The organism is Cobetia sp. D5, assembly GCF_035666195.1.
Lineage (GTDB): Bacteria > Pseudomonadota > Gammaproteobacteria > Pseudomonadales > Halomonadaceae > Cobetia > Cobetia amphilecti.
Map to the genome: position 1 here is coordinate 2,561,303 of NZ_CP142020.1, position 25,899 is coordinate 2,587,201.

General features: G+C 51.9%; 19 protein-coding genes. 1 reads left to right on the top strand and 18 read right to left on the bottom strand.

Features of this window, described 5'->3' with window-relative positions; translation table 11 throughout:
- Positions 1-167: 167 nt before the first annotated feature.
- The 18 genes from U0O11_RS10715 to U0O11_RS10800 all read right to left on the bottom strand — a co-directional run bounded on the left by U0O11_RS10715 (position 168) and on the right by U0O11_RS10800 (position 22,999).
- Positions 168-1,601 (bottom strand): mannose-1-phosphate guanylyltransferase/mannose-6-phosphate isomerase, encoded by a 1,434-nt coding sequence (locus U0O11_RS10715; protein ID WP_324689902.1) that lies wholly within the window; start codon positions 1,599-1,601, stop codon positions 168-170.
- A 47-nt stretch (positions 1,602-1,648) separates the two neighbouring features.
- Positions 1,649-3,232, bottom strand: a complete 1,584-nt coding sequence (locus tag U0O11_RS10720; protein WP_324689904.1) for a tetratricopeptide repeat protein — start codon at positions 3,230-3,232, stop codon at positions 1,649-1,651.
- A gap of 80 nt (positions 3,233-3,312) precedes the next feature.
- Positions 3,313-4,083, bottom strand: coding sequence for a glycosyltransferase family 2 protein (locus tag U0O11_RS10725; protein ID WP_324689906.1), 771 nt, complete (start codon positions 4,081-4,083; stop codon positions 3,313-3,315).
- Positions 4,080-5,645 (bottom strand): hypothetical protein, encoded by a 1,566-nt coding sequence (locus U0O11_RS10730; protein ID WP_324689908.1) that lies wholly within the window; start codon positions 5,643-5,645, stop codon positions 4,080-4,082. The genes U0O11_RS10725 and U0O11_RS10730 overlap by 4 nt, the downstream gene beginning before the upstream one ends.
- Before the next feature lie 3 nt (positions 5,646-5,648).
- Entirely contained in the window at positions 5,649-6,029 is a 381-nt protein-coding gene (locus tag U0O11_RS10735; protein WP_324689910.1) for a capsular biosynthesis protein, read from the bottom strand.
- Between the two features lie 32 nt (positions 6,030-6,061).
- Complete coding sequence (locus tag U0O11_RS10740) at positions 6,062-6,973, bottom strand: hypothetical protein (protein WP_324689912.1); 912 nt, start codon at positions 6,971-6,973, stop codon at positions 6,062-6,064.
- Between the two features lie 102 nt (positions 6,974-7,075).
- A complete protein-coding gene (locus U0O11_RS10745; protein WP_324689914.1) occupies positions 7,076-8,032 on the bottom strand; it encodes a hypothetical protein in 957 nt (318 codons plus the stop codon).
- The gene (locus tag U0O11_RS10750) at positions 8,029-8,763 is read right to left on the bottom strand and encodes a sulfotransferase family 2 domain-containing protein (RefSeq protein ID WP_324689916.1); all 735 of its coding nucleotides are present in this window, start codon (positions 8,761-8,763) and stop codon (positions 8,029-8,031) included. The genes U0O11_RS10745 and U0O11_RS10750 overlap by 4 nt, the downstream gene beginning before the upstream one ends.
- Before the next feature lie 77 nt (positions 8,764-8,840).
- On the bottom strand, positions 8,841-11,690 hold the full coding sequence (locus U0O11_RS10755; RefSeq protein WP_324689918.1) for a glycosyltransferase: 2,850 nt from the start codon (positions 11,688-11,690) through the stop codon (positions 8,841-8,843).
- A 40-nt stretch (positions 11,691-11,730) separates the two neighbouring features.
- Positions 11,731-12,816 carry a chain-length determining protein gene (locus U0O11_RS10760; protein WP_324689920.1) on the bottom strand — a complete coding sequence of 362 codons (1,086 nt, stop codon included), beginning with the start codon at positions 12,814-12,816 and terminating at the stop codon, positions 11,731-11,733.
- 126 nt (positions 12,817-12,942) lie between these two features.
- On the bottom strand, positions 12,943-13,851 hold the full coding sequence (locus U0O11_RS10765; RefSeq protein ID WP_324689922.1) for an ABC transporter ATP-binding protein: 909 nt from the start codon (positions 13,849-13,851) through the stop codon (positions 12,943-12,945).
- Positions 13,848-14,585, bottom strand: coding sequence for an ABC transporter permease (locus tag U0O11_RS10770; RefSeq protein WP_442872657.1), 738 nt, complete (start codon positions 14,583-14,585; stop codon positions 13,848-13,850). The genes U0O11_RS10765 and U0O11_RS10770 overlap by 4 nt, the downstream gene beginning before the upstream one ends.
- 131 nt (positions 14,586-14,716) lie before the next feature.
- On the bottom strand, positions 14,717-16,432 hold the full coding sequence (locus tag U0O11_RS10775; protein ID WP_324689923.1) for a polysaccharide biosynthesis/export family protein: 1,716 nt from the start codon (positions 16,430-16,432) through the stop codon (positions 14,717-14,719).
- Positions 16,433-16,624: 192 nt separating this feature from the next.
- Entirely contained in the window at positions 16,625-17,053 is a 429-nt protein-coding gene (locus tag U0O11_RS10780; RefSeq protein ID WP_192839359.1) for a DVU3141 family protein, read from the bottom strand.
- 62 nt (positions 17,054-17,115) lie between these two features.
- The gene (gene cysN, locus U0O11_RS10785; protein ID WP_165873953.1) at positions 17,116-19,032 is read right to left on the bottom strand and encodes a sulfate adenylyltransferase subunit CysN; all 1,917 of its coding nucleotides are present in this window, start codon (positions 19,030-19,032) and stop codon (positions 17,116-17,118) included.
- Between the two features lie 165 nt (positions 19,033-19,197).
- On the bottom strand, positions 19,198-20,139 hold the full coding sequence (gene cysD / locus U0O11_RS10790; protein WP_035158792.1) for a sulfate adenylyltransferase subunit CysD: 942 nt from the start codon (positions 20,137-20,139) through the stop codon (positions 19,198-19,200).
- Between the two features lie 160 nt (positions 20,140-20,299).
- On the bottom strand, positions 20,300-21,148 hold the full coding sequence (gene cysQ / locus U0O11_RS10795; RefSeq protein WP_324689929.1) for a 3'(2'),5'-bisphosphate nucleotidase CysQ: 849 nt from the start codon (positions 21,146-21,148) through the stop codon (positions 20,300-20,302).
- 90 nt (positions 21,149-21,238) lie between these two features.
- Positions 21,239-22,999, bottom strand: a complete 1,761-nt coding sequence (locus U0O11_RS10800) for an SLC13 family permease (RefSeq protein WP_324689931.1) — start codon at positions 22,997-22,999, stop codon at positions 21,239-21,241.
- Between the two features lie 368 nt (positions 23,000-23,367).
- Here U0O11_RS10800 and U0O11_RS10805 point away from each other — a divergent pair, with 368 nt between their 5' ends.
- A complete protein-coding gene (locus U0O11_RS10805) occupies positions 23,368-25,782 on the top strand; it encodes a capsular polysaccharide biosynthesis protein (protein ID WP_324689933.1) in 2,415 nt (804 codons plus the stop codon).
- Positions 25,783-25,899 lie beyond the last annotated feature (117 nt).

Genomic DNA, 25,899 nt, shown 5'->3' on the forward strand with positions numbered 1-25,899 from the left:
AGGCACGCTACCGCCTCCCAATATCATGGGAGGCAGCCTTGCATGCAAAGCATGAAATGTAATCCAGGTTTGCCTGATGCCAATGAAGTGGGCAAACATCTTGTCAATCAAAGACTAACATGGCTGTCATGAGCTTTGCTTCAAACTCAGGACTTTTCAACATTGCCTCAACAACGTCCGTAACTGTCCTCGAATCGGACGATATCGTCTTCACCAAGGTACTCACCACTCTGCACTTCGATCATCACCAATGGAATGATCCCTGGATTTTCGAGTCGGTGTCGATTGCCTGCGGGGATATAGGTCGATTCATTGATACGCAGCAGGATGTCATTCTCTCCATTTACTACCTTGGCGGTGCCGCTCACGACAATCCAGTGTTCACTGCGATGATGATGCATTTGCAAGGAGAGAGAGGCGCCCGGCTTGACGACAATACGCTTCATCTTGAAGCGTTCACCCTCCTCCAGCACGGTATAGGTCCCCCAGGGACGATGCACCGTTACATGATGTTGGTGCAGTCCCCCTCCCCGCACCTTGAGCCGTTGGACGATCTTCTTCACATCCTGGCTCTGGTCCTTGTGAGCGACCAGCAACGCATCAGGAGTATCCACGATCACCAGGTCCTGAACACCAACTGTGGCTATCATTCGCCTGTCACTACGAATGTAACAGTTATGGGTGTTTTCCAGTTCTGCTTCGCCGGTCACACGGTTGCCTGACGGGTCAGGTGCTGTGAGCTCCGCCATCGCTAGCCAAGAGCCGATATCACTCCAGCCCAACTCGCAGGGCACCACTGCGACTCGTGCTGATTTCTCCATCAATGCATAATCGATGGAGTCATCCACTACAGTCCCGAAAGTCTTGGCACATAACCGAGTGACACTGCAGCCGTCAATTTCACTCGCCTCGGCCGAATCCAATGACCCTTTTACGCTGCTGAGCAGCTCCGATGAATGAGTTGCCAACTCTTCCAGCAAGGTACCGACACGGAAACAGAACATACCCGCATTCCAAAGATGGCGCCCCCCAGCCAGATACTGCTCGGCAGCATCACGATCTGGTTTCTCGACGAAGCGCTCTACGCTCATCGCCTGACCGTCAGTGACATGGCTACCATCGCCGACTTCGATATAACCGAAACCAGTTTCAGCATGGGTAGGCCGGATACCGTAGGTCACAAGCTGCCCTTCGGCAGCAGCCATGGCAGCACTAGCCGTGGCTTGGACAAAAGCCGCTTCATCCTGAATCAAATGGTCGGCTGGCAGCACCATCATCAGCGCCTCATCGCCATAGCGTTGCTGAAGCTCAAGCGCTGCAGCAGCTACCGCCGGTGCAGTATTGCGCCCAAACGGCTCCAATATGTAGTGCATCGGCTGACTGGGGGATAACTCCCGGTAATCATCTTCAGTACGGAAGAATAAATCACGATTAGTGACAGTGGTGACACTTTCTACATCAACGGCGGCCAACCCTCGTAAATAGGTCTTCTGCAGTAATGAATAGCCATCTTCCATGCGGATGAAAGGTTTCGGCTGGGCTTCGCGAGAAACAGGCCAAAGGCGCGAGCCGGTACCACCAGCGATGATCACGATATGCATCGGAGAGCTCCATGCGTTACGACGCGATGAGATTCATTGAATGTCAATCAATCGGTTGTTGGTAATGAGGGCAAAAGCAGCTCCACTTCGAGTTTTTGCCAGGTCGTCGCGATACGTCTCGCAAGATCATGGCGAGAAGCAGGGTCCGCGATACAGGCAAGCGCTCTGACAGCCGCTTCCTGGACCTCAAGACGTGACGCGGCATCGCGCATGTGAGCGTTGCGCATCTCGTCGGAATCTTCAGGCGCCAGCTTCAAGCGCAAGGTAAAAAGCTGTTTCGCCAACATCGGGAGGCTACCACTCGCTTCATTCAGGGAATTCTGAAGCAGCTCTATTGCCTCTTGGGTTCGGTCCTGTTGATCCAGGCAATTGGCTAATGCGTGAATCAGTGGCGCCTTGCCCGCATTCCTGCCAATGACTCCACGCAAGTGACGCTCGGCCTTCCCATACTCCCCCTGGGCTAACCAGAGTCTGGTCAATCGAACATGAAAGTTGGCATTCGCATCGTTAAGCGCAATGGCAAGTCTGTAAAAATGCTCAGCACCGGCATCATCCAACTCAGCCTCTCGGCAAGTGCCTAGCAGCAGATATAGATAGGGCGGTGACTTCCCACATAGTAATACCCTGCAAAGGTTTTGCTCTGCGCCAAGTACATCACCACGTCCAAGTTGTGCGCGAGCAAGGGATTCCCAGCATTCCGAGGAGAAACGTTGCTCTTGTTCAATACGGCGTTGCCAATGCAGCGCATCGAGTGTCAGGGTTACATCCTGCGCCAATGCTTCAAGCTGCTGCTGTAAGTCCTTCTTCGATAGGGCAGATGTTGCAGAGGTATCAATGGAGATATCAAGTGCGGTCTGCTCAGCAGCAAGCCCAAGCAGTAACTGGGTAGATTTTGGGGCTACATCAGTTTCTTGTGTCCACTGGGGCACCTCGTTGTCGGCATGATGGTCAGTACATGCCAGCAGCCGCCGCCACATTATCTCCAGCTCCTCAATCAAAGCAGCAGGCAGCCGTTCGCGAACACCCTCATCGATGAGATCATGACTCAATGAATGACGAATCGGGGATGGGGTTGTAGTGTCCAAAGCCAAGCCGAAGCACGTATTGAGTTTTTCTATGATGGGCAGTCCGCGCAGCAACGCTTGCTGCGTGACTACCAGACACTGATCACGGCTTTCCTCAAGCAAAGGTATCAGGCGACGATGATAAGCCAGCCACATTCGTGCTGCCTGTTCAGGCTGTTCCCAGAAGCTGACATTCAAACCGTTGCTACCCTCACCTACCGCTAACGCCTCGCCATGACGACGATAAAGCGATTGCACACTGCCGCTCCAATGTCGCAAAAGGACGAGGTAACGCCCTTGATCGCCAAGCACCTGTCGCCATGCTGGCAGAAACAAGCATGCTCTGGGATCTTTCGCCCCATAGGACCCTTTGGTCGTGTTCGCGCGCTGCTGTATATAGCGATTCAATAAGTCTATACGCAGTGAGGAGTTGAGCTCTCCCTTATCCTGATAACGCCAATCAGCACCGTTGATCTTCAATAGATGCTCGTGAATATCAACCAACAGCATGTCTTCATAATGCCCGCCCGGATTGGAAACTGCGGGAGGCATCAAGTAGTGCCCCATATTCAATCCAGCATGGTGCAGCCAGCTGGCAAGGGAGGAAGAGAGAGAGCGATGAAAGGATAATATAAAAATACTCACAGTTATTCACCGGAGTCTGAATTACAAGCCTTCTTCTGAATTCCACTATTCTTGAATTGATAATACTCTTCTGGAACTCCGCAAAATATTACATCTTCCTTATCAATTACAGTGAATCTTACATCACCGCCGGAAGCTATTAGTGAGTTGTACATAGGGGCAACATAAAACTCTCCTCCTTGCATATCAGCCTGACTAGAAGATTTAATTTCTTCAAACAAACTTACAAACAAAGAGGCTGAATTAAATACATACAATCCCGTACAGCAGTATTGGGAAATTTCCTGCTTTTCAGCAGTCAACTTTACCTTATCGCTCTCAGAGCTTTCAGGCAAAACGTTACTCCAATTTTTCCCTTCACCAACAAAAGTCTCCAGATAGCCATCGACGGCGGTAATATCAAACATCACTGGCTTAGAATAACCCAGCCTGAACGTGTCAATATTAAATATCAATATTGGATCATCAGTTTCAATATTTGATTCTTTCAATCCGTAGTAGACCGTTTCAGCTTGGCCTCTTGTTGGCTTACTTAGAATAACTATTCTATAGTCAATGATATTTAGAAGATGACATTTATTCCGAATGAAATCTTCAACGCCTTCGAAATGTAAAGCTACGAAAAGAAACCTTTCAGTTGAGAAATATTTTTCAAAGCTAAGCAGTGAATGCTCAAATAGACTTTTTCCATTAGCCTCAAGCATATATTTAGGGAGTTGAAAACCCTCTTTTCTAAACCGACTCGAAAGGCCAGCCATAGGAATAACAATCATAGTGCTAACTCCATAAGTTTTTTATAAAGGCGATATGAATTCAGGAGCATTGCTTTTTGTCTATCTGGTCTATCATAGTGAAGAGGTAGCATTGAAATAAACAAATGAACGTTAATGGCAAGTATTTCAATCTTATTGAAATCTTTTGAGAAAAAGAAAATTTCGTCAAAATAATTTTCCAAGACCGACAGCTTGTTATCATAAAAATTTAGACAATTATCATCTTCTATTTTATAACGGGAAGCTATTATATAATCATAGCATCCTACAACGGAATGATATAATTTTGCTATATCGTATCTTATATCGCCATATATACAGTTTTCACCTTTGCTGTTTAAACCCCGTGGATCTAACAACTTTAATCCATGGGTCCTGCTATCATAAAGAATATTGCTAAAGCAAAAGTCGCCATGAACAACACCCACGTCGCTTGGTTCAGGGCGCCTTATGAACCTGGATGTAATTAAAGCAATATCGTAGAGAGTAATTCCTTCTTGTGTCTCAAACTCATGAAGAGCATATTGGAAGTCAGTAGACTTGATGTCGTTGACTCTTTGCAGTGTTTTTTCCAAGTAAAGTAAATTCAAAGAATCAACGTCTATATCGATTTTATTATATTTAGAAAAATCAAAACTAACTTCTTTTGCCACACTTAATATTGAGTGCCATGCAGAATTAGAGAGGTCCCCGTATACCAGCAAATCACTTAAAGGAAGATTATATAGATATTCCGTAGTATATGACGGTGTATCATCAGTTATACAATACTTAGAGATAAGTGCAGGAGTGTGTAATCTGAGACTATCTGGGATATTAGAAAACCAGTTAGATTCTGCTGCAATTTTACTTGCATTGTTACTAGACTTGGTTACTGTTCGCGGCTCTATTTTAAGATTATTGAAAGCCCTCTGAGTAGTCATCAATGAGCGACTTCGGAAGAAACTATGCAAGTGACCAAAATCTAACCATAATCCATCATGCCGCTCTTCAAGTGAATAAATAGCTGCATAGTACTCCACACCCTCAATAAAGTCGCCTTTACTTTTCAATATACCCTGCATTAGTTTATGAGGATGCAAGAAGGAAAAAACTCCAGATATAACTAATTCTTTTCCGGAAACAAAGTCGCTAGAAAAATGCTTTTTTGAGCCAAACGCTACAATTCCACGTCTATAAGATCCAACATTTTTATGAACAGATATAAAGTCACAACCAGACAGCAAGAAATCTATAAAAAGTGTATCACCATGAAGAATTGTCAAAGACTCAAGAGGAAGGCCTGCTGCCGTCCAGCTAAACATAACGGAATCGCCAAGCGACAAATTATCGGGCACATGTATTACATTTACATTGAGCTGCTCTAACTTCAGTTTATCAAAAATGGGTATCTCAAATGACTCTGGCAAAGATATATATATATCTTGTGCTAGTGTAGACAGAAATGAGACTTGATGCTCATAAAGTCTCTTATTCCCTAAAGGTAAAAAAGAAGGAGGAATGCGGCCTACTTCATAGGAGAGATCTTGTTCTACATATGCGCCAGAGCTAATTAGAATCATTTTTTATAATTCTCGCTTTTCATTATTCAAAAGATCAATGATTTCTTCATATGTATGATTAATAAACTCAGATGGTCTTATAGCCTTGTCATCAATATAGAACCCTTCAAAGCCACACCATGGCTTCCCAGTATAAAGCTCATCATATGGCACATCATGTGCATTTAACCACTCGATAATAACTGGGAGTGTATTGGCATTGATCTTACCTATATTCCCTTGATAAGTTCTCATGTTTCTGGAAGTATTTAATACGATGTCAAAGCCTCGTGCCTTGTATTCTTTAAGCTTATCAATGAGCTGGTTATTTGGCAATGCGGCATTATAGTCACCACTTTGTTTATAACTAATTGTATCATCGAGGTCGACTATTAATCGTTTCATCACTTACTCTCTATACTAATTTGGCTAGAACATTAATATTTATTGAAAGGCACAGAATTCATTTGTGCCTCTGCTTCTAGAGTATTAACAAGGTCGGGATGTTGCATGTTAACTTCATTTACAAAACGCATAGGCAATGTAGCATGTATACTTTTAACAATATCGTAGTTAATATCTCTAGACTTAAACCATTCTGCTAAAAGAGGTTCAGCAAACCTTTTCTGCCCATCTCCAAACAAATCAGTAGATTTATTATTTTCTATAGATTCCCATAATTCTATAATACTGTACATGTTTTTGGGGGGGCCAAAGAAAAATACATCGCCGCAGCCAATTTCTGAAATATTTCTACTTCTTATTTTTTTATCATTCAGTTCATTTTCTAACAAATCCTCGTCCACTCTAACTATAAACGTATCAGGACGCATTCGAAAAATAGCAGAATACTCCAAGGAGTTCTCAGCTGAATATTGCCTTGCTAAATCAAAAGCACTGAACATACCGTAGAACATATTAGCTTGATTAAGAGAATTTTTGAAAACAATATTACTCTTTAATCGCTTGTCTAAACAGCGATGGAATGATTCTTGTGTCTCCACTTTAACCAGTCTTAAATTATTAATTCTCTCTAGTATTTTTGAGTCAAAGTCATCGAAAATGGGTTTTTCAAGAAGAGAAAAAGTTTTCGGGAAATATTTTTCAAATGCTTCTAGGTTACGATATTCAGGAGGTAGCATTTCTAAAACTATTTTAGGTACCCTTCTTTCAATTTTATTCATTCCTCCAGGGGCATAAACTTGCCTAATTGACCATGTATGAATAAACACATCCACTAAGTAACCAATTTTTTCGAGTTTTTCTATAAGGAAATTTAACGAAGGTATAGTCTCAAAATCCGAGCGAATCATGCCCGAAATGCAAATAGCAATATGCTTTTTAGTCATAATAGCATCCTCAACTTAAATCACTAAAAAGAGCTTAAATCATTTATAACAATATAAAGATCATTATACTTACCCCGTACCTCACCTTTCTGTGGCTATTTGCTAGACAATATTATCAACTTTCGATATTTCCTCTAGGGTATATAATGCTTCTTCTTCGGATGCAACAACTTCTCTAAAGACATGCTCTTTTAGAGAAAACTCATAGCCAGGACAATACAATTCGAAAAGCTTTTTATTGATAGCCTCACTATCGCTACGAACCTTATCCAAAAGAGATTTAGGCAATGCATACGAGTTATCATTCTCACGCTGTGAGCGCTGCCCTAACTCTTTATACTGTTTTCCAGTTATCAATTTTTTATCTACTTTATTATCGTTAATTAGCTTATTGATTTTTAATTTCAAAGCAACATATTTTTGCCCTAAACTTGGGTTATTGTCATTTAAATTTGCTTTATCAATTTCAGAAGAAAAACCTAATACGCTATTGGTAAAATCATCGACAATATCACTTTGTATAAGAAGCTTTTTATCAAAAAATCTTACACTTATTTTACCAAAGCAATGATCCCAAGCATTTATAAACTTCAAATAATCTACATCAAACCCTCTTTTATAATAATCATAGATAGTCCCAGTATATAGAGAGGCATGCACTTTCTGGGCATAAGAAGACGCCAAATAGTCAGCTTGCTCTCTAAAATACACGACAACTTTGACATTATATTTGTTTTGAGGGAATAACTGCCTTATGACTTTTGGATCAGTATTCTGAAAAGCTTCTGAACTTATTATATACGTTTTGTCACATGACCATTCAAGATAGCTTTCTAATTCACCAGCTATACGCTCAACTAATAAGTTTGAGTCTACTGTATTTTTTAAAACACCCTTAGCTAACGGCTCAGCAATATGGTGATGACCATAACCTTTCTTAATCACTTCGAAATATTCATAGCCATGTTTTCTTAACTCATTAGGGAAAGAGTAAAGATATTTCTGAAGTGTAGAAGTACCAGTTTTATGTCGACCAATATGTAGTATTATATTTATCATAACTCAACCTTTGAAACACTACTCCAGATACTCAAGTCTTGACTATTTGATTGAAGCAGCTTGTCATAAACTTCTTTTGAAATTTGTTTTTTAAAACTCTGAAGCTTATTATCTAATGTCATTGTAATATCGCGACTCACATTCTTTTCTACGGGCTTAAGATACATGTCCTCAAACCCCTCGTCCTGCAACCACTGTTCCAGACGAGCCATGGAGTCAGTAAACTGCTCGACGATACCAATGAAAGGTAAATCTTCAAGCGCCTTTTTTGCTCGAGTGAATTCATCCCCTTGTTGCTCACCGAACATCATTGCCAAGCGTTGCATATGGAAGTTTCGACATTGGCGATCATGAGGTAGCGCAAGACGAGTTTCGATATAACCCGTAAGGTCCGTATTACGTGCAAGCACTGCACCGAAGCTATCTCCGCCCTGCTTGGTCTCAAAAGCATAGGCCGAGGCAATTCGATCTATGGGGTGTCGCAAGAATATAACAGGTAGTACTTTGATACCTTCGAGCTTCGGTGGCGGCAAATGAGCCGTATGAGAAGAAAAAACCTTCGCTTGAGGGTTATCAAGAATCCACTGAGCTACTTGCTCACGATTGATATTCGGTTGACCAGGAAACTCTTTAGTCACCCATTCCTCAGGTTTTACGCACTCCTTGAAAGCTGCATCCAGTGATGTTCCGGCATTCTTGAATAGATGGTAGTGCAGGATGACCGTACGCATAAAGCCTCACATTAGTATAGCGATCAATATGCCCGCCGAAGCGGACACATTAGTGACCATATGATTTATTATCTACATCACGAGATCAATGCTTTCTTTTGATTAGGTGGGTATATACCAACACTTTCAAGGGTCTTAGCCATACCCTTGACACCGTTATTGAAACTGAAATTATTGCGTGCCAAAGCTAAAGCATTTTCACTCACCTGCTGCCAGCGCAGTTCATCTTCATAAAGCTCGGCGATAGCCTCTACCCATGCCTGGGGATCTTCCACAATCATGGCACTTACGCCGTGTGATAGCCCCGTCGCTTCTGCCGCTACAGGAGTCAACACTTGTGGTATACCCGCTGACATCGCTTCCAGCACTTTACCTTTGATACCTGCGCCAGATAGTAAGGGAGCAATCATTACACGAGCACTCTCGAAGACATCATCAAGGCTCTCGACAAAACCTTCTAGAATTACATCGTCAGATGCATATTTATCGAAGGAATCGGGTATTGAGCTACCATAGACGTGAAATGCGACCCCGGGGAGTCGTTTACGCAATAGTGGCATGACTTTTTCGACAAAGAACTCTACCGCTTCTACGTTAGGAATATGACGATATCCCCCCAGGAAGGCTATACCAGAGCGTGCTTCATACGGGGTCTTATGTCCTCGACCATCCAGTACCCACGGACAGATATGCAAGTTATCAGCTTGCAAATTGTGGCTCATGATGACGGCATGTTCTGTCGGATTATAAGCCAAGATACCATCGACTTGACGCATCAGTGCCAATTCACGATCTCTCGTTGCGAGCGGCCCTGATAAATCTTGCTGCTTGGCAGCCAAGGCGGCACGTAATTCACGCAAGAAATGAAGATCTGCGTTATTGAACAGGACTTTCGCTGAGGTAAATTGCTTGACCGCCGAGAGATGACGTTCCGCCACGTCATAGCGAGTAATATAGACAACATCGAACTCGTTACCACGAGATTCCAGTACTTGACTCACCGAAGATTGGAACGGTGCGTAGAAACACTCTACGCCCATCTTTTGTAGGGCATCTGTATACTTGCCCATATGTGCCATATTCTCAGACACGAAACTGACTTTGAAGCCATTCGCTTGCAACATGCGTATTTCTTGGACCGCCGCATACGAACCAGCATCATGGTCGGGGCGAGGCATGGCGTGATCAATCATGAGCACACGATAGGCTACACCACGATCCTTATGGAATGGCACATTATCGAATGAGGGTTGACCATTGGCCATATAACTATCAACCCACTTGGCACGAAACTTGGGGGCATTGATCAGCTGGTTCTTCTTGATGCCTTGACTTTCATCTCGACCATTACTCATTCCTTCAAAATGTACCACTACTGAATACGGTGCATACACCGTTTTATAACCCTGATCACGAATCTTGAAGGCGAGATCAGTATCTTCATAGTACGCTGGGGCAAACTCATCAGAGAACCCTCCGACTTCCTCCCAAACGTTCCGCGGTACCATCAGCGAGGCACCGGAGAGATAATCCACCTGTCGAGCATAATTCCATTCAGGAGCCTGTGAATTACCTTGGTTGCCCAAATTCCATGGCTGTCCGTTACCCCATACGATGCCACCTGCTTCTTGGAGCTTGCCGTCCGGGTAGATAAGTTTAGAGCCAACCATTCCAACACCTTCGAATCGCTTGAAGGTGTCAATCATCTCATCTAACCAACCACTGGTTACCTCTGTGTCATTGTTTAGCATGACAACATAAGTACCTAACGCTTCCTTTACTGCCTTGTTACAGTTACGCAAGAAACCTAGATTATATTCATTGGTGATCACACGAACATTCTTGACAAGATCAGGTAATTGAATCGTCTTATCTGTAGAGCAATCGTCTACCACTATAACTTCATAGGTAGCCTGATTGTAAGCCAGAATTAACGAGGCTAAGCAGTGATATGTCAACGAAAATTTGTTATGTACCGGAATTACGATTGTGACATCCGGAGTTACCACTGCAGGGAGCGATAAAACAGGGTATTCTTTCCTGCCTTCATAACCCTCAATCATGACCTCGTGCGCGACCATGATATTTTTGACTAAATTTGGGTCTTCTGCATTAGCTTGAATCTGGCGTTGAAATGAATCGTAGCGATAGCCTGATGTACGGGATAGCGCTGAATAGTTCAATTCTTTTCCGCTAGATGTCAGATGCTCCCAAGGTGTGATAATACTTGGGAATACATCAATGTAGGTCGCTTCCGCCTGATGTTCACCTAGCAAGCTTATTGTCAAGGCATGTAACTGACCATCGCATAAGATTTTCGGTACAGGAATATTGAAAGAATATAGACCACTATCTTTCTTCATTGCACCGGACTGACCAATCACTTTGCCATTACTATCAACCAGGTTGAAACCCAGATGATCGCTATCCAGTACAGCGCCGGTCAACTGCCCTTGCAAGTGCCCCCACTGCAAACCATAAAATTCGAAGCTGATAGATTCCGGGTAATTTAAAAGCAGCGGTACATCATTGATAGCTCTACCAGTATCCGCCTCCACCAGCATGATAGGAAACTGTTCACTGTCTATATCTTGTGAGCCAGGAGATTTTATCTTCAGCTCAAAGGCATGCTTTCCGTCACCTTTACCAGCTACGAGAAGATCATGTCGATAATTTTCAGCTACCGTCTCACCGAGTAGCTCGTTACCAGAGAATGCTTGTATCATTAGCCGTTTATCAGGTCTTGTTGGGTCATATGCCCACCCATGAATTGATCCACCTTCTATACTATCGATAAAAGATTGAATCATTTCAGTTCCTGGTACATCAATAATATCTACATCTGAAGTACGTTTTCCTTCATTGTTAACACTTTCATCCTGCTTTGCCAGTTCATTTTCGAGAGTTCCATTATCGAAATGTTTCATCTCAAACCCCTGCATTTTAATTATGGCGTTACGACTAATATCAGTCTCGATGATCTTTTACGATCATGACTAACATACTGAAGATGAAGCCGAGGAAGATCATGACCAGTCCGAAGATGGTCACGTTATAAAGACGTTCCGGCTGTTCCGGGTATTCCGGCAAGATCGGACTCTGCAGAATGCTCACCTGCTTGAGCTTGCGTGCTGCTTCAATTCGAGTATTTTCCAGTGCCGCCAGCGCGTTTGAGTAGGTCTGCTTGGCAAAGTCGGCGCGCAGCTGCAGTGTCTCGTACTGACTGGAGACACTATTGAGCGCATTGCCGGACTGGCGTGCCAGGCGTTCTTTTTCCAGATCTATCTGTTTCTTGAGGGCGTTGATCTCGCTTTCGACACGCACCATCTCACTCGAACGCTGACTCTGGTAGCTCCCCAAAGCACTTTTGCGAGCCTTGTAGGTGGCCAACTGGGCTTCAAGTGAGGAGACGACGGTGTTCAGGCTTTCGACTGTCTGAGTCGGGGATACCAGACCATTCTTGTTCTGGTAATCCAGCAGGTCCTGTCGGGATTTCTCGAAGTTGTCTTCCAGCAGGGAGACCTGCTTGTCGAGGAATTCGACCTGGTCTTCCGCCAGACGCTGCCCCATCTCATTCATGTGGCGTTCGCCTTCTTCCAGCAGCAGCTTGGCGAATTTCTGTGCGAATTCCGGTGCCCAAGCCTGTACCTTGACATTCAGCACGCCAGAATACTCATCCATTTCTACCGAGATGCGTTTCAAGTAGTAATCATGGAGTTCCTCGATCGGTGCATCGGCGTCTCCCAAGCGGGCAAAGACATCACCGTGCTGGCTGTAATGAGAACGAAAATCGAGCTCTCCCTGTACCTTCTTGAGCATATCCACGCTCATCAGGTATTCACGCAGCAGCAGCAGGTCACTGTCGGTCTGGCTACCCGAAAGAAGCGAGCCGAAGCTGACTTCACTGGAAGCGCTGACCTGCGGGCTTTCCAGCACCACTGTCGCCTTGGAGACGTAGCGGTCGTCCGCCCATACCAGCCAGTAGAAACCGACAAGCACGATGGACAGCAAGACAACGGCCCATTGTGGATAGCGTTTGATAAATGAGGTCATGCGTATTCCCGTTGAAGGCGCGCACCGAGTTCAGCGGCGGCAATGAAGTGAAAACGATGAGAGTAAATTCGAGAGTGCCAACAGATTGGTGACTGTCAGCGTGATGCGTAGCTGTGGCCAACTGGATCATTCATCTGACAAAGTGCCAGGCTTGCCAGCTGCGCTAGCTTGGCGAGATTCAATTTCCTCTCGCACTTCCCGCAATGCTTCACGTGCAGCGCGCAGGGCATCGCCGTAAGGCTTCTTTTCACGCGGCGGTAGAGTTTCTGCGGCCTCTCGCGCCAACTTGGCTTCTTCCATGACAGCGCGCCGTTCCTTGCGCAGCTTCTGCAGGGCCTGCAGCGTCATCTTGTCGAGCTGGGGGCCATCGCTGTCTGCGTGATAGGCCTTGATGGCGTCATGGACACTGTCATACCAGTAGGCCCGCCCCTCTTTCAGGTAGATACCTGCCTGACACAACTCCTTCAGGATGCCTTCTCCATGCGAGACCATGATCAGGCTGGCTTGCCCCACCTTGTCCTTGAAGGCCTTGGAAGCTTTGGCCTTGAAGGAGCGATCCCCCACCGCTGTCGCTTCATCCGAGAGGTAGACATCGAAATCGAAGGCTAACGACAGCCCGAAGTTGAGACGCGAACGCATGCCTGAGGAGTAGGTGCGAATCGGCTCATCAAATGCCGGGCCTATTTCCGCGAAATCCTGGACTCGTTCGATGATGCTGTTGATGTCGTACTCGGTGCCATGCATGCGCGCGACGAATTTGACGTTCTGGCGCCCTGTCATACTGCTCTGCAGGCCTGCCGCCAGTCCTATCGGCCACGACACCTTGGAATGACGTATCACTCGCCCCTTCTGTGGGGTGTCCATACCGGCAATCAAACGCAGTAATGTAGACTTACCTGCGCCGTTGGCACCCACTAACCCGACACTGACACCAGTCGGGATGGTGAGATTGATATCCTTCAGCACCCAGTGGTCTTCACTTTGACTGTAGTGCGAGTGGTAATAGCGCTTGGAAAGGTTCTGTATTTCAATCATTGGCTTTTCAGGCGCTCCTTGAAACGCACGTGCATCAGTAGCCCCAGCGCGAGTGAAGACAACGTCCATGCCCAGAAATACGTCAGACTGGTGCCGTGTACCACCTGATAGCCTTCGAAGAACCCATGTCGGATATATTCCAGCCCGTGCACGATTGGATTGAGCATCAGGTATTCCAGCAGGTAATGCGGCAGTTGGTTGAGCGGCATGATGACGCCGGACAGAATCAGCAGCGGCATGTTGAGCATGCGGATGATCTTGCTCACCTCTGGGACCAGCGAGCCCAGTACGGACGTCACCAGGCCAAGCCCCAGCCCGAACAGCCAGAGTGACAACCATCCGCCGATGGCCTGAAAGCCGTTGTCAGGGCGGAAGTCCGTGCCCAACATCAGGCCACCCACCATGAACAGCAAGAAGATGACGGTGCGAATCAGTCCATCCAGCACATTACGTACCAGCACGCCATCGACAGGGTGCACTTGCCGATAGGCGAACAGCGCCTTGTTGGCATTGATGGCGCCCAGGCCCTGCATCATCCCCTCGCGAATCAGGAAGAAGCCCATCATGCCGACCAGCATCCAGGGGATGAAGGGGGCATTGACGATGAGCTTATCGCCCCGGATGAAGCTACGAATACCGATCATCACGAGCAGCAGTAATGCTGGCTCAGCAATCATCCAGAACCAGCCCATACGGTCAGTCATGGTGCGGCCGATGGCTTCGCGCATGAACATGGCGAACCAGACACTACGCGTCACAGCCCAGGCGGAGCGGGCCTTGGGCCCGCTCTTCTTGTCGCCAGACGGGCGTTCAGTTGGCGTGTTTATCTCGCCGTTCATGTCATCGTTCATGTCACTAGCCATGATCAGAGGTCTATCGCGACTTTGGTGGCGACGGCGACCTGATAGAGAATCTGCGTGATGCTGGTGGCCAGCTGCAGGTTCTTGGTCGGCGGTTCCGGCAGTACCAGAATCTGATCACCAGAACGCAGCTCGACTTCCTCGGCACGACGCACGGCACCGTTCTGGCGCACGACCAGAATCTGGTCTTCATCCGCGTGCTGCGTGAAGCCACCGGCGCTGTTGATATAGTCCATCACCGTCATGCCCTGGGTGTAGACCATGGCCTGAGGCACCACGACTTCGCCGCTGATCAGCAGGGAATCGCTGATTTCCGGGATGGTGATTACATCGCCATCCTGCAGACGCACATCCGCGATGTTGCCGTCTTCACGTGCCACGACCAATCGTCCGGTCGGCTCTTCCTTCTTCGCCTGCTCGACGAACTTCTCGATCATCTCGGCTTCCTGTACACGAAGCTCGGATTCTTCGGTGGTCGAGGAAGACGCGCCGAGATAGGTGGCCTGAAGACGCTTGAGGCTATCCTGCAGTGCCTGCGCCTGCTGTTCCTTGACGCTTTCACGACGGATGGAAACGCTCTGGTAATCGGTCAGTCCTTTCGGCACCCCGACGGCATTGAGCAATTCCCCCAGGTGGGCATCGCGCGGCAATGCATAACGCGACGGGCCATAGAAGCTGCCTTCCAGCTGCACGACGATGGTCTCATCACGCTGGTCGGCACTGAACAGCACTTCATCCCCTGCACGCACGTCAGCAGCGCGGAATTCCGTCACCGGCAGATAGCGCGAGATAGGGCCGTCCGGACGAGAGCCCCGTAGCAGCACATGAGAGACACCCGATTTCAGCCGCGCCAGATTCAGGACGTCTTCGCCGCTCAGGCGCGAGTCGGTGAGTTCATAGCGGTAATCACGTTCGACATCCCCGACCACGCTGATCGCCGGGCCGCGCTCCTCGACGACGACGGTATCGCCATCGCGGAACTGCGGACGAGCGATCTCGCCATTGATCAGGAAGTCATAGAGATCGACCGTATTGATGACACGGCCATTGCGCTTGATCTTGATCTTGCGGTAGCTGCCCAGCGCCTGGTCGATGCCGCCGGCCTGATCGAGGAAATACAGCATGGAATCATTCGGGGTACCGGCGTAGCGTCCCGGATTCTTGACATACCCGGTGACGAAGACACCCACCGGCTGCACGCCCTGCAGGTTGGTGTAGACGCTGACGTTCTCGGGATACACCTCTTGAATGGCGCTGCGTACCTTGCCATCCAGCTGGGCATTGGTGGTGCCCTGCACCTTCACCGGACCGATGCCCGGCAGGAAGATGTTGCCCTGCGCATCGACAGGCAGCACGGACTCCATCTCGACCCCACCCCATACACGCAGAGTGATCTGGTCACCCGGCTTGATGGTGTAGCTGCTGTTGAGGCCATCGGCCATCATGCCGCGGAAACCACCGGTAAAGAGGTTTTCGCCGAACGGCGGCAGGGAATCAGGGTCGGTCTGCGCACGGGAGGTCAGCGGCCCGTAGGTTCCGCTGCGCCAATCAGCACGCGCCTTGTCTTCTACACTATCCGTCTTTTGCGGGATGCTGGAGGCCTGGTCATTGCTGGACAGGATGGTACCACTGTCCAGGCCGGCTGCCATGGCCGGGCTGGCGTTCAGGCACGCTACCGCCACCAGGCACCCGGCCCGGAGCAAGAATCTGGAAATCGTCATCGGGCTAGGCCCCTCGTAGTGCAAAGAAAATCGTGCAAAAAAAATAGAGCTATGTCGGTCAGGAATGACAGAGCCGACCACACCAGCCTGCTTCCTGCAATCGTCGTTTCACGCCAAGCCAGGTGCGGGCCTTTCAGCGAGTAGGTGCCGAAAAGTTGCCGAGAAGTTGCTGAAAAGTTATCGAGAAACTCCTCAGCGGGCCTCTTCCAGCAGGCCGGTCACCAAACGTTGGGTCACCCAGGTGCCTTCACCGGCCTTGCCGTCATTGCTGGTCCGGCACGCCAGTTCCTTGCTGGGCAGATCACGCTGATTGGAGACCGTCAGCTCACGACAGATACGCCCGCTGGCCGCGAAGTAGCGCTCATGGGCGACCACTTCGACATTGCTGCCCCAAGGGCTGGTCGGCACGGCAATCACGCTGCCGGGGGCCGCGCTGTCGAGAAATGACGAGACATCCGCCGGCAGCGACGCAGCGCCGGTCAGGTTGGCCAGGTTGGTGCTGCCGGCACCGGTGGATTCCGGATAGGAGGTCGCGCAACCGGTGATGGCCAGTGCCAGGCCTGCTACTGCCGCGAGACGCACGACATGCGGCAAGCGCTGTTTGAATCGGGATAAAGTCATGTGAGAGTCCTGAAACGGCAAACGCCCCCGCCTTGCGGCGAGGGCTGATCGGCGTGAATGCATCAGCCGATGACGTTGTAGTGCTTGAGCTGATTGACCAGCTTGAGTGCGGTCTGCTCGAGGCTCAGTTCACCCGTGTTGATCTCGATTTCCGGGTTCTCCGGCGCTTCATACGGCGAGCTGATGCCGGTGAAGTCGCTGATCTCGCCGGCACGCGCCTTGCGGTACAGGCCCTTGGGATCGCGCTCTTCGCAGACGCTGATTGGCGTGTTGACGAAGACTTCGATGAACTCGTCAGTGCCGACCATGTCACGCACGGTCTGGCGATCGGCCTGGAACGGCGAGATGAAGCTGACCAGCGTGATCATGCCGGCATCGACCATCAGCTTGGCAACTTCGCCGACACGACGGATGTTCTCGGCGCGGTCGTCTTCGCTGAAGCCCAAGTCACCACACAGGCCGTGACGCACGTTGTCGCCGTCCAGCAGGTAGGTGTTGTAGCCCATGGCGAACAGCTGACGCTCCAGCGCATTGGCGGCGGTGGACTTGCCGGCACCGGACAGGCCGGTAAACCAGATGATGCACGGCTTCTGCTTGTTGCGATCGGCGCGACGCTGCTTGGTGACTGCCATGTCGTGCCACACGATGTTGCTGGCACTCAGGGTCTCCTTGACCATGCCCGCACCGATGGTGATGTTGGACAGACGGTCAATGAACACGAAGCTGCCGGTATGCGGCGAGCGCTGGTAGCTGTCCATGGCCAGCGGCTGGGTCAGTTCGACCTGCACGCGGGCGATGCCGTTGAGCGGGATGTTCTCCGCTTCGTTGCGCGCCATGGTGTTGACGTCGGTCTGGTGGATGATGCGACCGACGCGACCGATGACACTGGACGTGCCGAGCTTGAGCTCGTATTCCTTGCCGACGATCAGCGGGTCCTCATGCATCCACACCACGTCAGCGGTGAAGGCGGTGCACGGTTCCAGATCGGAATCTTCAGCGACGATCATGTCGCCACGCGAGATATCGATCTCGTCGGTCAGGGTCAGCGTGACGGCCTGCCCCGGCCAGGCGATGTCGAGATCGCCATCGAAGGTGACGATACGCTCGACGGTGGAGGTACTGCCGGACGGCAGCACCTTGATCTGCTGACCCGGCGAGACGGTACCGGCGGCCAGGGTGCCACAGTAGCCACGGAAGTTGAGGTTCGGGCGGTTGACGTACTGCACCGGGAAGCGCAGGTCGGTCAGGTTGCTGTCCTCGGTGACATCGACGGTCTCGAGGATGTCCATCAGCGGACGCGCTTCGTAGGCGGCATCGTCGTACCACGGAGTGTGCTCGCTGATGGAGACGACATTGTCACCTTCCAGCGCGGACAGCGGCACGAAGCGGATATCCGGGACTTCCAGGTCCTTGGCGAACTCCTTGTAGTCCGCGACGATCTCGTCGAAGCGTTCCTGGGAGTAGTCGACGATATCCATCTTGTTGACCGCGACCACCAGGTGCTGGATACCCAGCAGCGAGCAGATGTAACTGTGTCGACGGGTCTGGGTCTGCACGCCATAACGCGCATCGATCAGGATGATCGCCAGGCTTGCAGTGGACGCTCCGGTGGCCATGTTGCGGGTGTACTGCTCGTGCCCCGGGGTATCGGCGATGATGAACTTGCGCTTGTCGGTGGAGAAGTAGCGGTAGGCGACATCGATGGTGATGCCCTGCTCACGCTCTGACTGCAGGCCATCGACCAGCAGCGCCAGATCGACCTTGCCGGTGGTACCGCTCTTCTTGGAATCGCGGGTGATGGCGGCCAGCTGATCTTCATAGATCATCTTGGAGTCGTGGAGCAGGCGACCGATCAGGGTCGACTTGCCGTCATCCACGCTGCCGCAGGTGATGAAACGCAGCAGGTCTTTCTGCTCGTGTTCCTTGAGATAGGCTTCGATATTTTCCGCGATCATCGTCGACTGGTGTGACACTGTCATTCTCCCTGAACGAGGCCTGTCCGGCGCGAGCGTCTTGTGGCGTACGAGGCGCGACGCTTCCAGCGCTTGGGACATCCCTCGTCCTGTCAATTTCGTTGAGTCTTGCTTGCCTTGAAGCATGCCATCGCCGTTACTGGCGATGGAGCCGGATACCTGGCGCGTGGCCTAGAAATAACCTTCGCGCTTCTTCTTCTCCATCGAGCCGGCCTGGTCGTGATCGATGGCACGACCGGAGCGCTCGCTGGTACGCGTCAGCAGCATTTCCTGGATGATTTCCGGCAGGGTCGCGGCGGTGGATTCCACGGCACCGGTCAGCGGGTAGCAGCCCAGAGTACGGAAACGCACGGACTTCATTTCCGGCACTTCGCCTTCGGCCAGCGGCAGACGGTCGTCATCGACCATGATGTCGAGGCCGTCACGCTTCACCACCGGACGCACGGCGGAGTAGTACAGCGGCACGATCTTGATGGATTCGAGATAGATGTACTGCCAGATATCCAGCTCGGTCCAGTTGGAGAGCGGGAAGACGCGGATGGACTCACCCTTGTTGATCTTGGAGTTGTAGATGTTCCACAGCTCCGGACGCTGATTCTTGGGGTCCCAGCGATGGTACTGATCGCGGAAGGAGTAGACGCGCTCCTTGGCGCGTGAGGCTTCCTCGTCACGACGTGCGCCACCGAAGGCAGCATCGAAGCCGTGCTTGTCGAGTGCCTGCTTGAGACCGGCGGTCTTCATGATGTCGGTGTACTTGGCGCTGCCGTGATCGAACGGGTTGATGCCCGCCGCGACGCCTTCCTGGTTGATGTGCTCGATCAACTCCATGCCGACTTCCGCGGCCATCTCGTCGCGGAACTTGATCATTTCCTGGAATTTCCAGGTGGTGTTGACATGCATCAGCGGGAACGGCGGGACGCCCGGCGCAAAGGCCTTGCGCGCCAGGTGCAGCATGACGGCGGAATCCTTGCCGATGGAATACAGCATGACCGGATTGGCAAATTCCGCTGCCACTTCACGGATGATGTGAATGGATTCGGCCTCAAGCTGCTTGAGGTGGGTCTGACGTTCCGGTGTGATGCCGAGCTTGTCGGCCGTAGATGATGCAGTCATTACAGGTTCCTTGAGATCACTCTGCTAGTTGTCCTTATCCTCTCCGCACACGCTGACACTCAAAACTCGCTGCGAAGAGAACATAGTATCTTTGACACGAGACTGACATCTTCTGGCGTCAGTCCGGTGACGCTTGCCTACCCTCTGTCTAGCGCCTGGTTCATGCCCAGGGAGCGGCCGGCTTGGCACAGACGATGAAATAGGGGTTGAGCACGCTGTCATGCTGGTTGTAGCGCAGCGCCTGACGGGTCTCGGCATTCAGCACCTGGCCACCCGCAGCTTCGACCACCGCATGCGCGGCACCGGTATCCCATTCACAGGTCGGGCCGAGGCGCGGGTAGAGATCTGCCGCCCCTTCCGCCACCAGGCACAGCTTCAGTGAGCTGCCCATGGCGACGATATCGCAGGCAGCGAAGTCGGCGACGAACGCCTTGAACTCTTCGGTCTGGTGAGAGCGACTCCCGACGATGCGCCAGCTGCCGGTGCTGCTCGGCACGTCACTGACGGCGATGGCCTGACGCTCACCCTCGCCAACCTGCTTCTCGGCGATGGCGGCCTGGCCTTCCCCCTGCTGGGCACCGACGTAGAGCGTCTCGATGGCCGGCGCATAGACGACGCCCATGGTCGGCACGCCCTGCTCGATCAGCGCAATGTTGACGGTGAATTCGCCATTGCGCTTGATGAATTCCTTGGTGCCATCCAGCGGATCGACCAGCCAGTAACGCGTCCAGTCACTGCGCACATCCCAGCTGATGTCCGCGTCTTCCTCGGACAGGATCGGTGTGGCGCCGAACTCGGCGTCCATGGCCTTCAGACCGTCGACAATGACGGCGTGCGCTGCGCGGTCTGCCGTGGTCAGCGGGGAATCATCCGACTTCATGTCAACCGTGAAGTCACCGCTCTCGTAGATCTCCATGATGGCAGCGCCCGCCTTGCGAGCAATGGCCTCCAGCGCATTCAACATGGCGCGCGTCATGCTGTCGGTCGTGCTCACTGTCGTATCCGTCATGTGCCTTCCTGTCAGTGTGAGTTCGCCAGCCAGGCTGACGATGTAAAGGGTAACGCTCGCCAGCGGCTGCCAGACGAAGCAGAACATAGGTCAGTCCGTAAATGGCCAGATCAGCGGAATCAGAGCGACCGAGGTGACGCCGACGATGAGGCTCATCGGCAAACCGACCTTCATGTAATCGGATACCTTGTAGCCCCCCGGGCCCATCACCATCAGGTTGGTCTGATAGCCCAGCGGGGTGAGAAAGCTGGCCGAGGCCGCGAACATGATGGCAATCGCATAGGGCATCAATGAGACCCCCAGCTGCTCGCTGACCGCCATGGCGATCGGAAACATCAACACGGCAGCGGCGTTGTTGGTGATGATCTCGGTAAATAGCGTCGTGGTGAGATAGACGAGTGCCAGCATCAACAGCGGCGACCCCCCGCCCAGCTGCATGAGCTGGTCCGCCACCATCTGGGCCGCACCACTGTCGGTCATCGCCTGCCCCAGCCCCAGGGCAGCGGCAATGACGACCAGCACGCTACCATCGATGCTGGCGCGCGCCTGCGAGGCCGGGAGGCAGCCGGTGAAGACCATCAGAATGGCGGCCGCCACCGCCGCCTCGACCAGCTCGGCCATGCCCGCCAGGTGCGTGATGATCATCAGACTCATGATGGCGAGTGCGATGGGCGCCTTGGTGAGGTTGGGCATGCCATTGCCATCCAGCGTACTGACCAGCAGGAATTCGCGGTTATAGCGATGCAGACGCGTGAAATCGGCAGCGGCTTCCAGCAACAGGGTGTCACCGGGGCGCAGCACGATGTCACCGACCTTGCTGTTGATGCGCTCACCATCACGTGACACGGCAAGAATCACGGACTGATAGCGGGTACGGAACCGCGCTTCGCGCACGTTCATGCCGACGACGGGGGAGCTTGGGGCGATGACGGCCTCGACCATACGGCGCTGGTGGTGATCCAGATCCAGGCCTGCGGCGTCGCTTTCCAGCCCGCGGAAAACACGCACTTCATGCGCCGTGTCCGCGACACCGACAAAGATGAGGCGATCACCGGACTGGAGGATGGTGTCAGGGCCGACCATGGACAGCAGCTTGCCGGAGCGTTCTATCTCGGCCAGATAGCCGAATTGAAGACTGCGCAGCCCCGCCTCTTCGATGCTCTTGTCGTGCAGCGGCCCCTTGTCGGCCACTCGCATGGCCACGGAATACTCGCGCCCATTGCCGAGCTGTTCGACCAGCCCCTTGCGCTGGGGGAGGAAACGCCAGCCGATCAGCACCATCCACAGGGTGCCGATGATCAGCACAGGCACGCCTAGCGCAGAGATATCAAAGATGCCGAGCCCGGGCAGGTTGGCCTGGGACTGCAGCAGGCCGTCGACGACCAGATTGGTACTGGTGCCGATCAGGGTGCAGGTACCGCCGAGAATGGCGGCATAGCTCATGGGCATCAGCAGACGCGAAGGCGAGATTTTCATGCGCGCGCACCAGCCCTGAACCAAGCCAATGAAGAGTGCGACGACGGGGGTGTTGTTCAGAAAGGCGCTGAGCAGCGAGGTGATCGGCATCAGGCGTGCCAATGCTGAAGAAGGCGAGCTGGGGCGCCCGAGCAGACGTTCGAGCATCCAGCGCAGCGCCCCGGTTTCCTGAACGCCGGCGGCGACCACGAAAAGCGCGCCGATAGTCATGATGCCCGGATTGGCGAAACCGGCCAGGAAGGTCGCCGGAGAAATGACGCCCAGCAGAATCAACGACACGGCAGCGGCCATCATCAGCCACTCCGCCGGCCAACGATTCCAGACAAGCCCTGCCAACACTCCTACCGTCACCACCAGGGTGACAAAAGCATCCATGTGCTGCGCGATTTCCATCTACTAGCGTTCCCTTGGCGTCCTGCCGCTTCTTCTGGTCAAGCCCTGCGCTTCACGTTCATATGAAGCTCGAGCATTAATGAAAATGCATCGCAGAGCGTGGCACTTTAGCAGTAAAGCTATTACTGCTGAAGCGTGCAGTGAAAAAGCTGACAAACAAAATAAAGCACAGGTTAATTATTTGCCTGCTACCAATATCGCAAGCAAAGACTTGATTGAATTCGTTCGTCACTTTGCGTACTTTCCCTATTTGCGGACTCTGAGTCAACGGTCTCACACGACAGTCTCACCAAGCGTGCTGAGCATCACGAGTAAGCAGTCACTTTTCTTATCTGAAACGGACACCCTGCATGCTGAAGGCGGCAATGAACCAAGGATGGGAGCTTCTCATGCGTGCTCTGCCCTGCGCCTCTCACGCTCGGCAGGGATCAGCAGATGTCACGAATGACGCGACCTCTGGGGCATCGCTCTGTTTTTCTTCAGGTATTTATCGCCAACCACTTCTTGCTTGCTTCATTCCCGAGTTGCTGCCACTGACGAGGGGGCGTACACCCCTTTCGTGTCAGAACAATGACAACTCGCTCACCTTCAAGAATTTATCTTTCGCTGCCAGACGACGTACCCCGACAGATACACTGAGCAAAAAAAATGTAGGAAAAGAACAACAACCGGCAGCGAGCGAGGCTGATTCTTTGCCAGAACTCGGGGCATCGAAAGGGATAAATACTGCGCCAGAATTCGCGGGCCAGAAATCCTCGACAAACATCATGCGTGTCGTCGGTTGGGGACATAAACCCACGGCGAAACGTGCGCGCCAATATGCGCTTGAACATGGATTGCCCTACGTCGCATTGGAGGATGGTTTCCTGCGTTCTCTGACCCTGGCGAGCGCCGGTTACCCTGGCATGGCGATGGTGGTCGATCATCAAGGCATCTATTACGATGCGCGCCAAACGAGCGATCTCGAGCAACTGATCAATGAAGCGCCGACGCTTCAGGGTGAGGCGTTGCTGGCGCGCGCGCGCGCGGCTCTCGATAGCCTGCGCATACATCGCTTGAGCAAGTACAACCATGCGCCAGAGCGCAGGCTGCCAGCCCGAAAGCTTGGCATGCAGCGACTTCTCATCGTCGATCAGACCGCCGAGGACGCGTCTGTCATTGGGGGCATGGCCAGCCCGGAGACTTTCCTTGTCATGCTGAGGGAGGCCTGCGCCATCGAGGGAGCCGAGGTGTGGGTTAAGGTGCATCCGGATGTGATCGCCGGCAAGAAGCGCGGCTATCTGCTGGAGGAGGCGCGCAAGCTTGGCTGCACGCTGCTGAGTGACGACATCAACCCCTGGTGCCTGTTTGAACAGGTCGATGGCGTCCATGTCGTGACCAGCCAGCTTGGGTTCGAGGCCCTGATGGCAGGCCTGCCGGTGACCTGCCACGGCATGCCGTTCTATGCCGGCTGGGGCCTGACGGATGATCGGCAGCAATGTCCGCGCCGAGGCCAGTCACGCACGCTTGAGCAGGTGTTTGCTGCGGCTTATCTCGAATACAGCCGCTATGCCAACCCCTATACCCAGCAGGCCGCGACGCTCGAAGAGATCATTCAGCTGCTTGCAGACCAGAAGCGAATGGCTACCAGACTGGCAGGTGACTGGATAGCGCCGGGGTACTCGCGCTGGAAGCGTAATTTCCTGCCCGGATTCCTGGGACCCTTGGCGCACTGCGACTTCGTCAAAAGCGATTCCATCGCAATGCAAAAGCTGCAAAAGACTGCTGGTGTCACCATCGCGCATGATCCGCAAGCGATGTCGCAGCGCGAACAACAGGCCCCACCCCCTACCCGCGTGCTGAGCTGGGCGAGCCGAACCACAGCAGAGCTGGAAGCCTCCGTCATTGCACAAGGGGGCGCTCTGTGGCGAATCGAGGACGGTTTCTTGCGCTCAGTCGGCCTGGGGGTAGATCTCACGCGGCCACTTTCGTTGATCCTCGACCCGCTCGGCATGCATTTTGACGCCAGTCGCTCAAGCACACTGGAGCAGTGGTTGATGCATCATGATTTCACCGATGCCGAGTTAGGCCGCGCACGCCAATTACGCGAGCGCCTGATCACGTTGGGACTGAGCAAGTACAATTCGGAAGGTGATGAATTGCCGGACCTTCGCGCGATGGCCAAGGGCCGTGACGTGATATTGGTCGTCGGCCAGGTGGAGTCAGATGCCTCGATACGTCATGCCTGTCCCGGGATACGCACCAATCAGGCTTTGCTTGAGGCGGCGCGAAAATTGCATCCTGAAAGCTACGTGATCTATAAGCCGCATCCCGACGTTGTCACAGGGGGGCGTAGTGGCGAGGTGGCGACTGAAGGCGGAATGTACGATCTCGAATTGACCACCGGCAATATCAGTCGGTTATTTGAGCAGGTGGATCATGTACACACACTCTGCTCGCTCGCGGGCTTTGAAGCCCTGATACGAGGTGTGCCCGTCACGACCCATGGCCTGCCCTTCTATGCTGGCTGGGGGCTGACTCATGACCTTGTCGAGTGCCCAAGACGAACTCGGCACTTGAGTGTGGATGCCCTGGTGGCAGGCGCTCTGATCGAGTATCCCGTGTATGTGGCCCCTGAGCACGGTCACTTATGCAATGCCGAGACAGTCGTCACGATCCTGGAACAACAACGTGACAAGCTTCGCAAAGGTACCTTGAAGCCAGCACTGCCTTGGAAAACCCGTCTTTATCGAGGCTATCGCGCCTTATTCATCGGGAAGCATTGAATTATGTTACATGGACGTCTGGCATTGCCTTTCACCGCTTCAGCTTCGGCCCTTGTGCCCGCGGACGCTCGCGCGCAAGAGAGCCTTGGGGAACAAGACCTCTCACCGGCAACCTCC

Coding starts and splice junctions, on each gene's coding strand:
- U0O11_RS10800 (WP_324689931.1), bottom strand. CDS start 22,999: ATGGATGCTTTTGTCACCCTGGTGGTGACGGTAGGAGTGTTGGCAGGG.
- cysQ (WP_324689929.1), bottom strand. CDS start 21,148: ATGACGGATACGACAGTGAGCACGACCGACAGCATGACGCGCGCCATG.
- U0O11_RS10740 (WP_324689912.1), bottom strand. CDS start 6,973: ATGACTAAAAAGCATATTGCTATTTGCATTTCGGGCATGATTCGCTCG.
- U0O11_RS10780 (WP_192839359.1), bottom strand. CDS start 17,053: ATGACTTTATCCCGATTCAAACAGCGCTTGCCGCATGTCGTGCGTCTC.
- U0O11_RS10775 (WP_324689923.1), bottom strand. CDS start 16,432: ATGACGATTTCCAGATTCTTGCTCCGGGCCGGGTGCCTGGTGGCGGTA.
- cysD (WP_035158792.1), bottom strand. CDS start 20,139: ATGACTGCATCATCTACGGCCGACAAGCTCGGCATCACACCGGAACGT.
- U0O11_RS10720 (WP_324689904.1), bottom strand. CDS start 3,232: ATGGGGCACTACTTGATGCCTCCCGCAGTTTCCAATCCGGGCGGGCAT.
- U0O11_RS10805 (WP_324689933.1), top strand. CDS start 23,368: ATGCTGAAGGCGGCAATGAACCAAGGATGGGAGCTTCTCATGCGTGCT.
- U0O11_RS10730 (WP_324689908.1), bottom strand. CDS start 5,645: ATGATTCTAATTAGCTCTGGCGCATATGTAGAACAAGATCTCTCCTAT.
- U0O11_RS10750 (WP_324689916.1), bottom strand. CDS start 8,763: ATGCGTACGGTCATCCTGCACTACCATCTATTCAAGAATGCCGGAACA.
- U0O11_RS10745 (WP_324689914.1), bottom strand. CDS start 8,032: ATGATAAATATAATACTACATATTGGTCGACATAAAACTGGTACTTCT.
- U0O11_RS10765 (WP_324689922.1), bottom strand. CDS start 13,851: ATGATTGAAATACAGAACCTTTCCAAGCGCTATTACCACTCGCACTAC.
- cysN (WP_165873953.1), bottom strand. CDS start 19,032: ATGACAGTGTCACACCAGTCGACGATGATCGCGGAAAATATCGAAGCC.
- U0O11_RS10755 (WP_324689918.1), bottom strand. CDS start 11,690: ATGAAACATTTCGATAATGGAACTCTCGAAAATGAACTGGCAAAGCAG.
- U0O11_RS10715 (WP_324689902.1), bottom strand. CDS start 1,601: ATGCATATCGTGATCATCGCTGGTGGTACCGGCTCGCGCCTTTGGCCT.
- U0O11_RS10735 (WP_324689910.1), bottom strand. CDS start 6,029: ATGAAACGATTAATAGTCGACCTCGATGATACAATTAGTTATAAACAA.
- U0O11_RS10725 (WP_324689906.1), bottom strand. CDS start 4,083: ATGATTGTTATTCCTATGGCTGGCCTTTCGAGTCGGTTTAGAAAAGAG.
- U0O11_RS10770 (WP_442872657.1), bottom strand. CDS start 14,585: ATGTTCATGCGCGAAGCCATCGGCCGCACCATGACTGACCGTATGGGC.
- U0O11_RS10760 (WP_324689920.1), bottom strand. CDS start 12,816: ATGACCTCATTTATCAAACGCTATCCACAATGGGCCGTTGTCTTGCTG.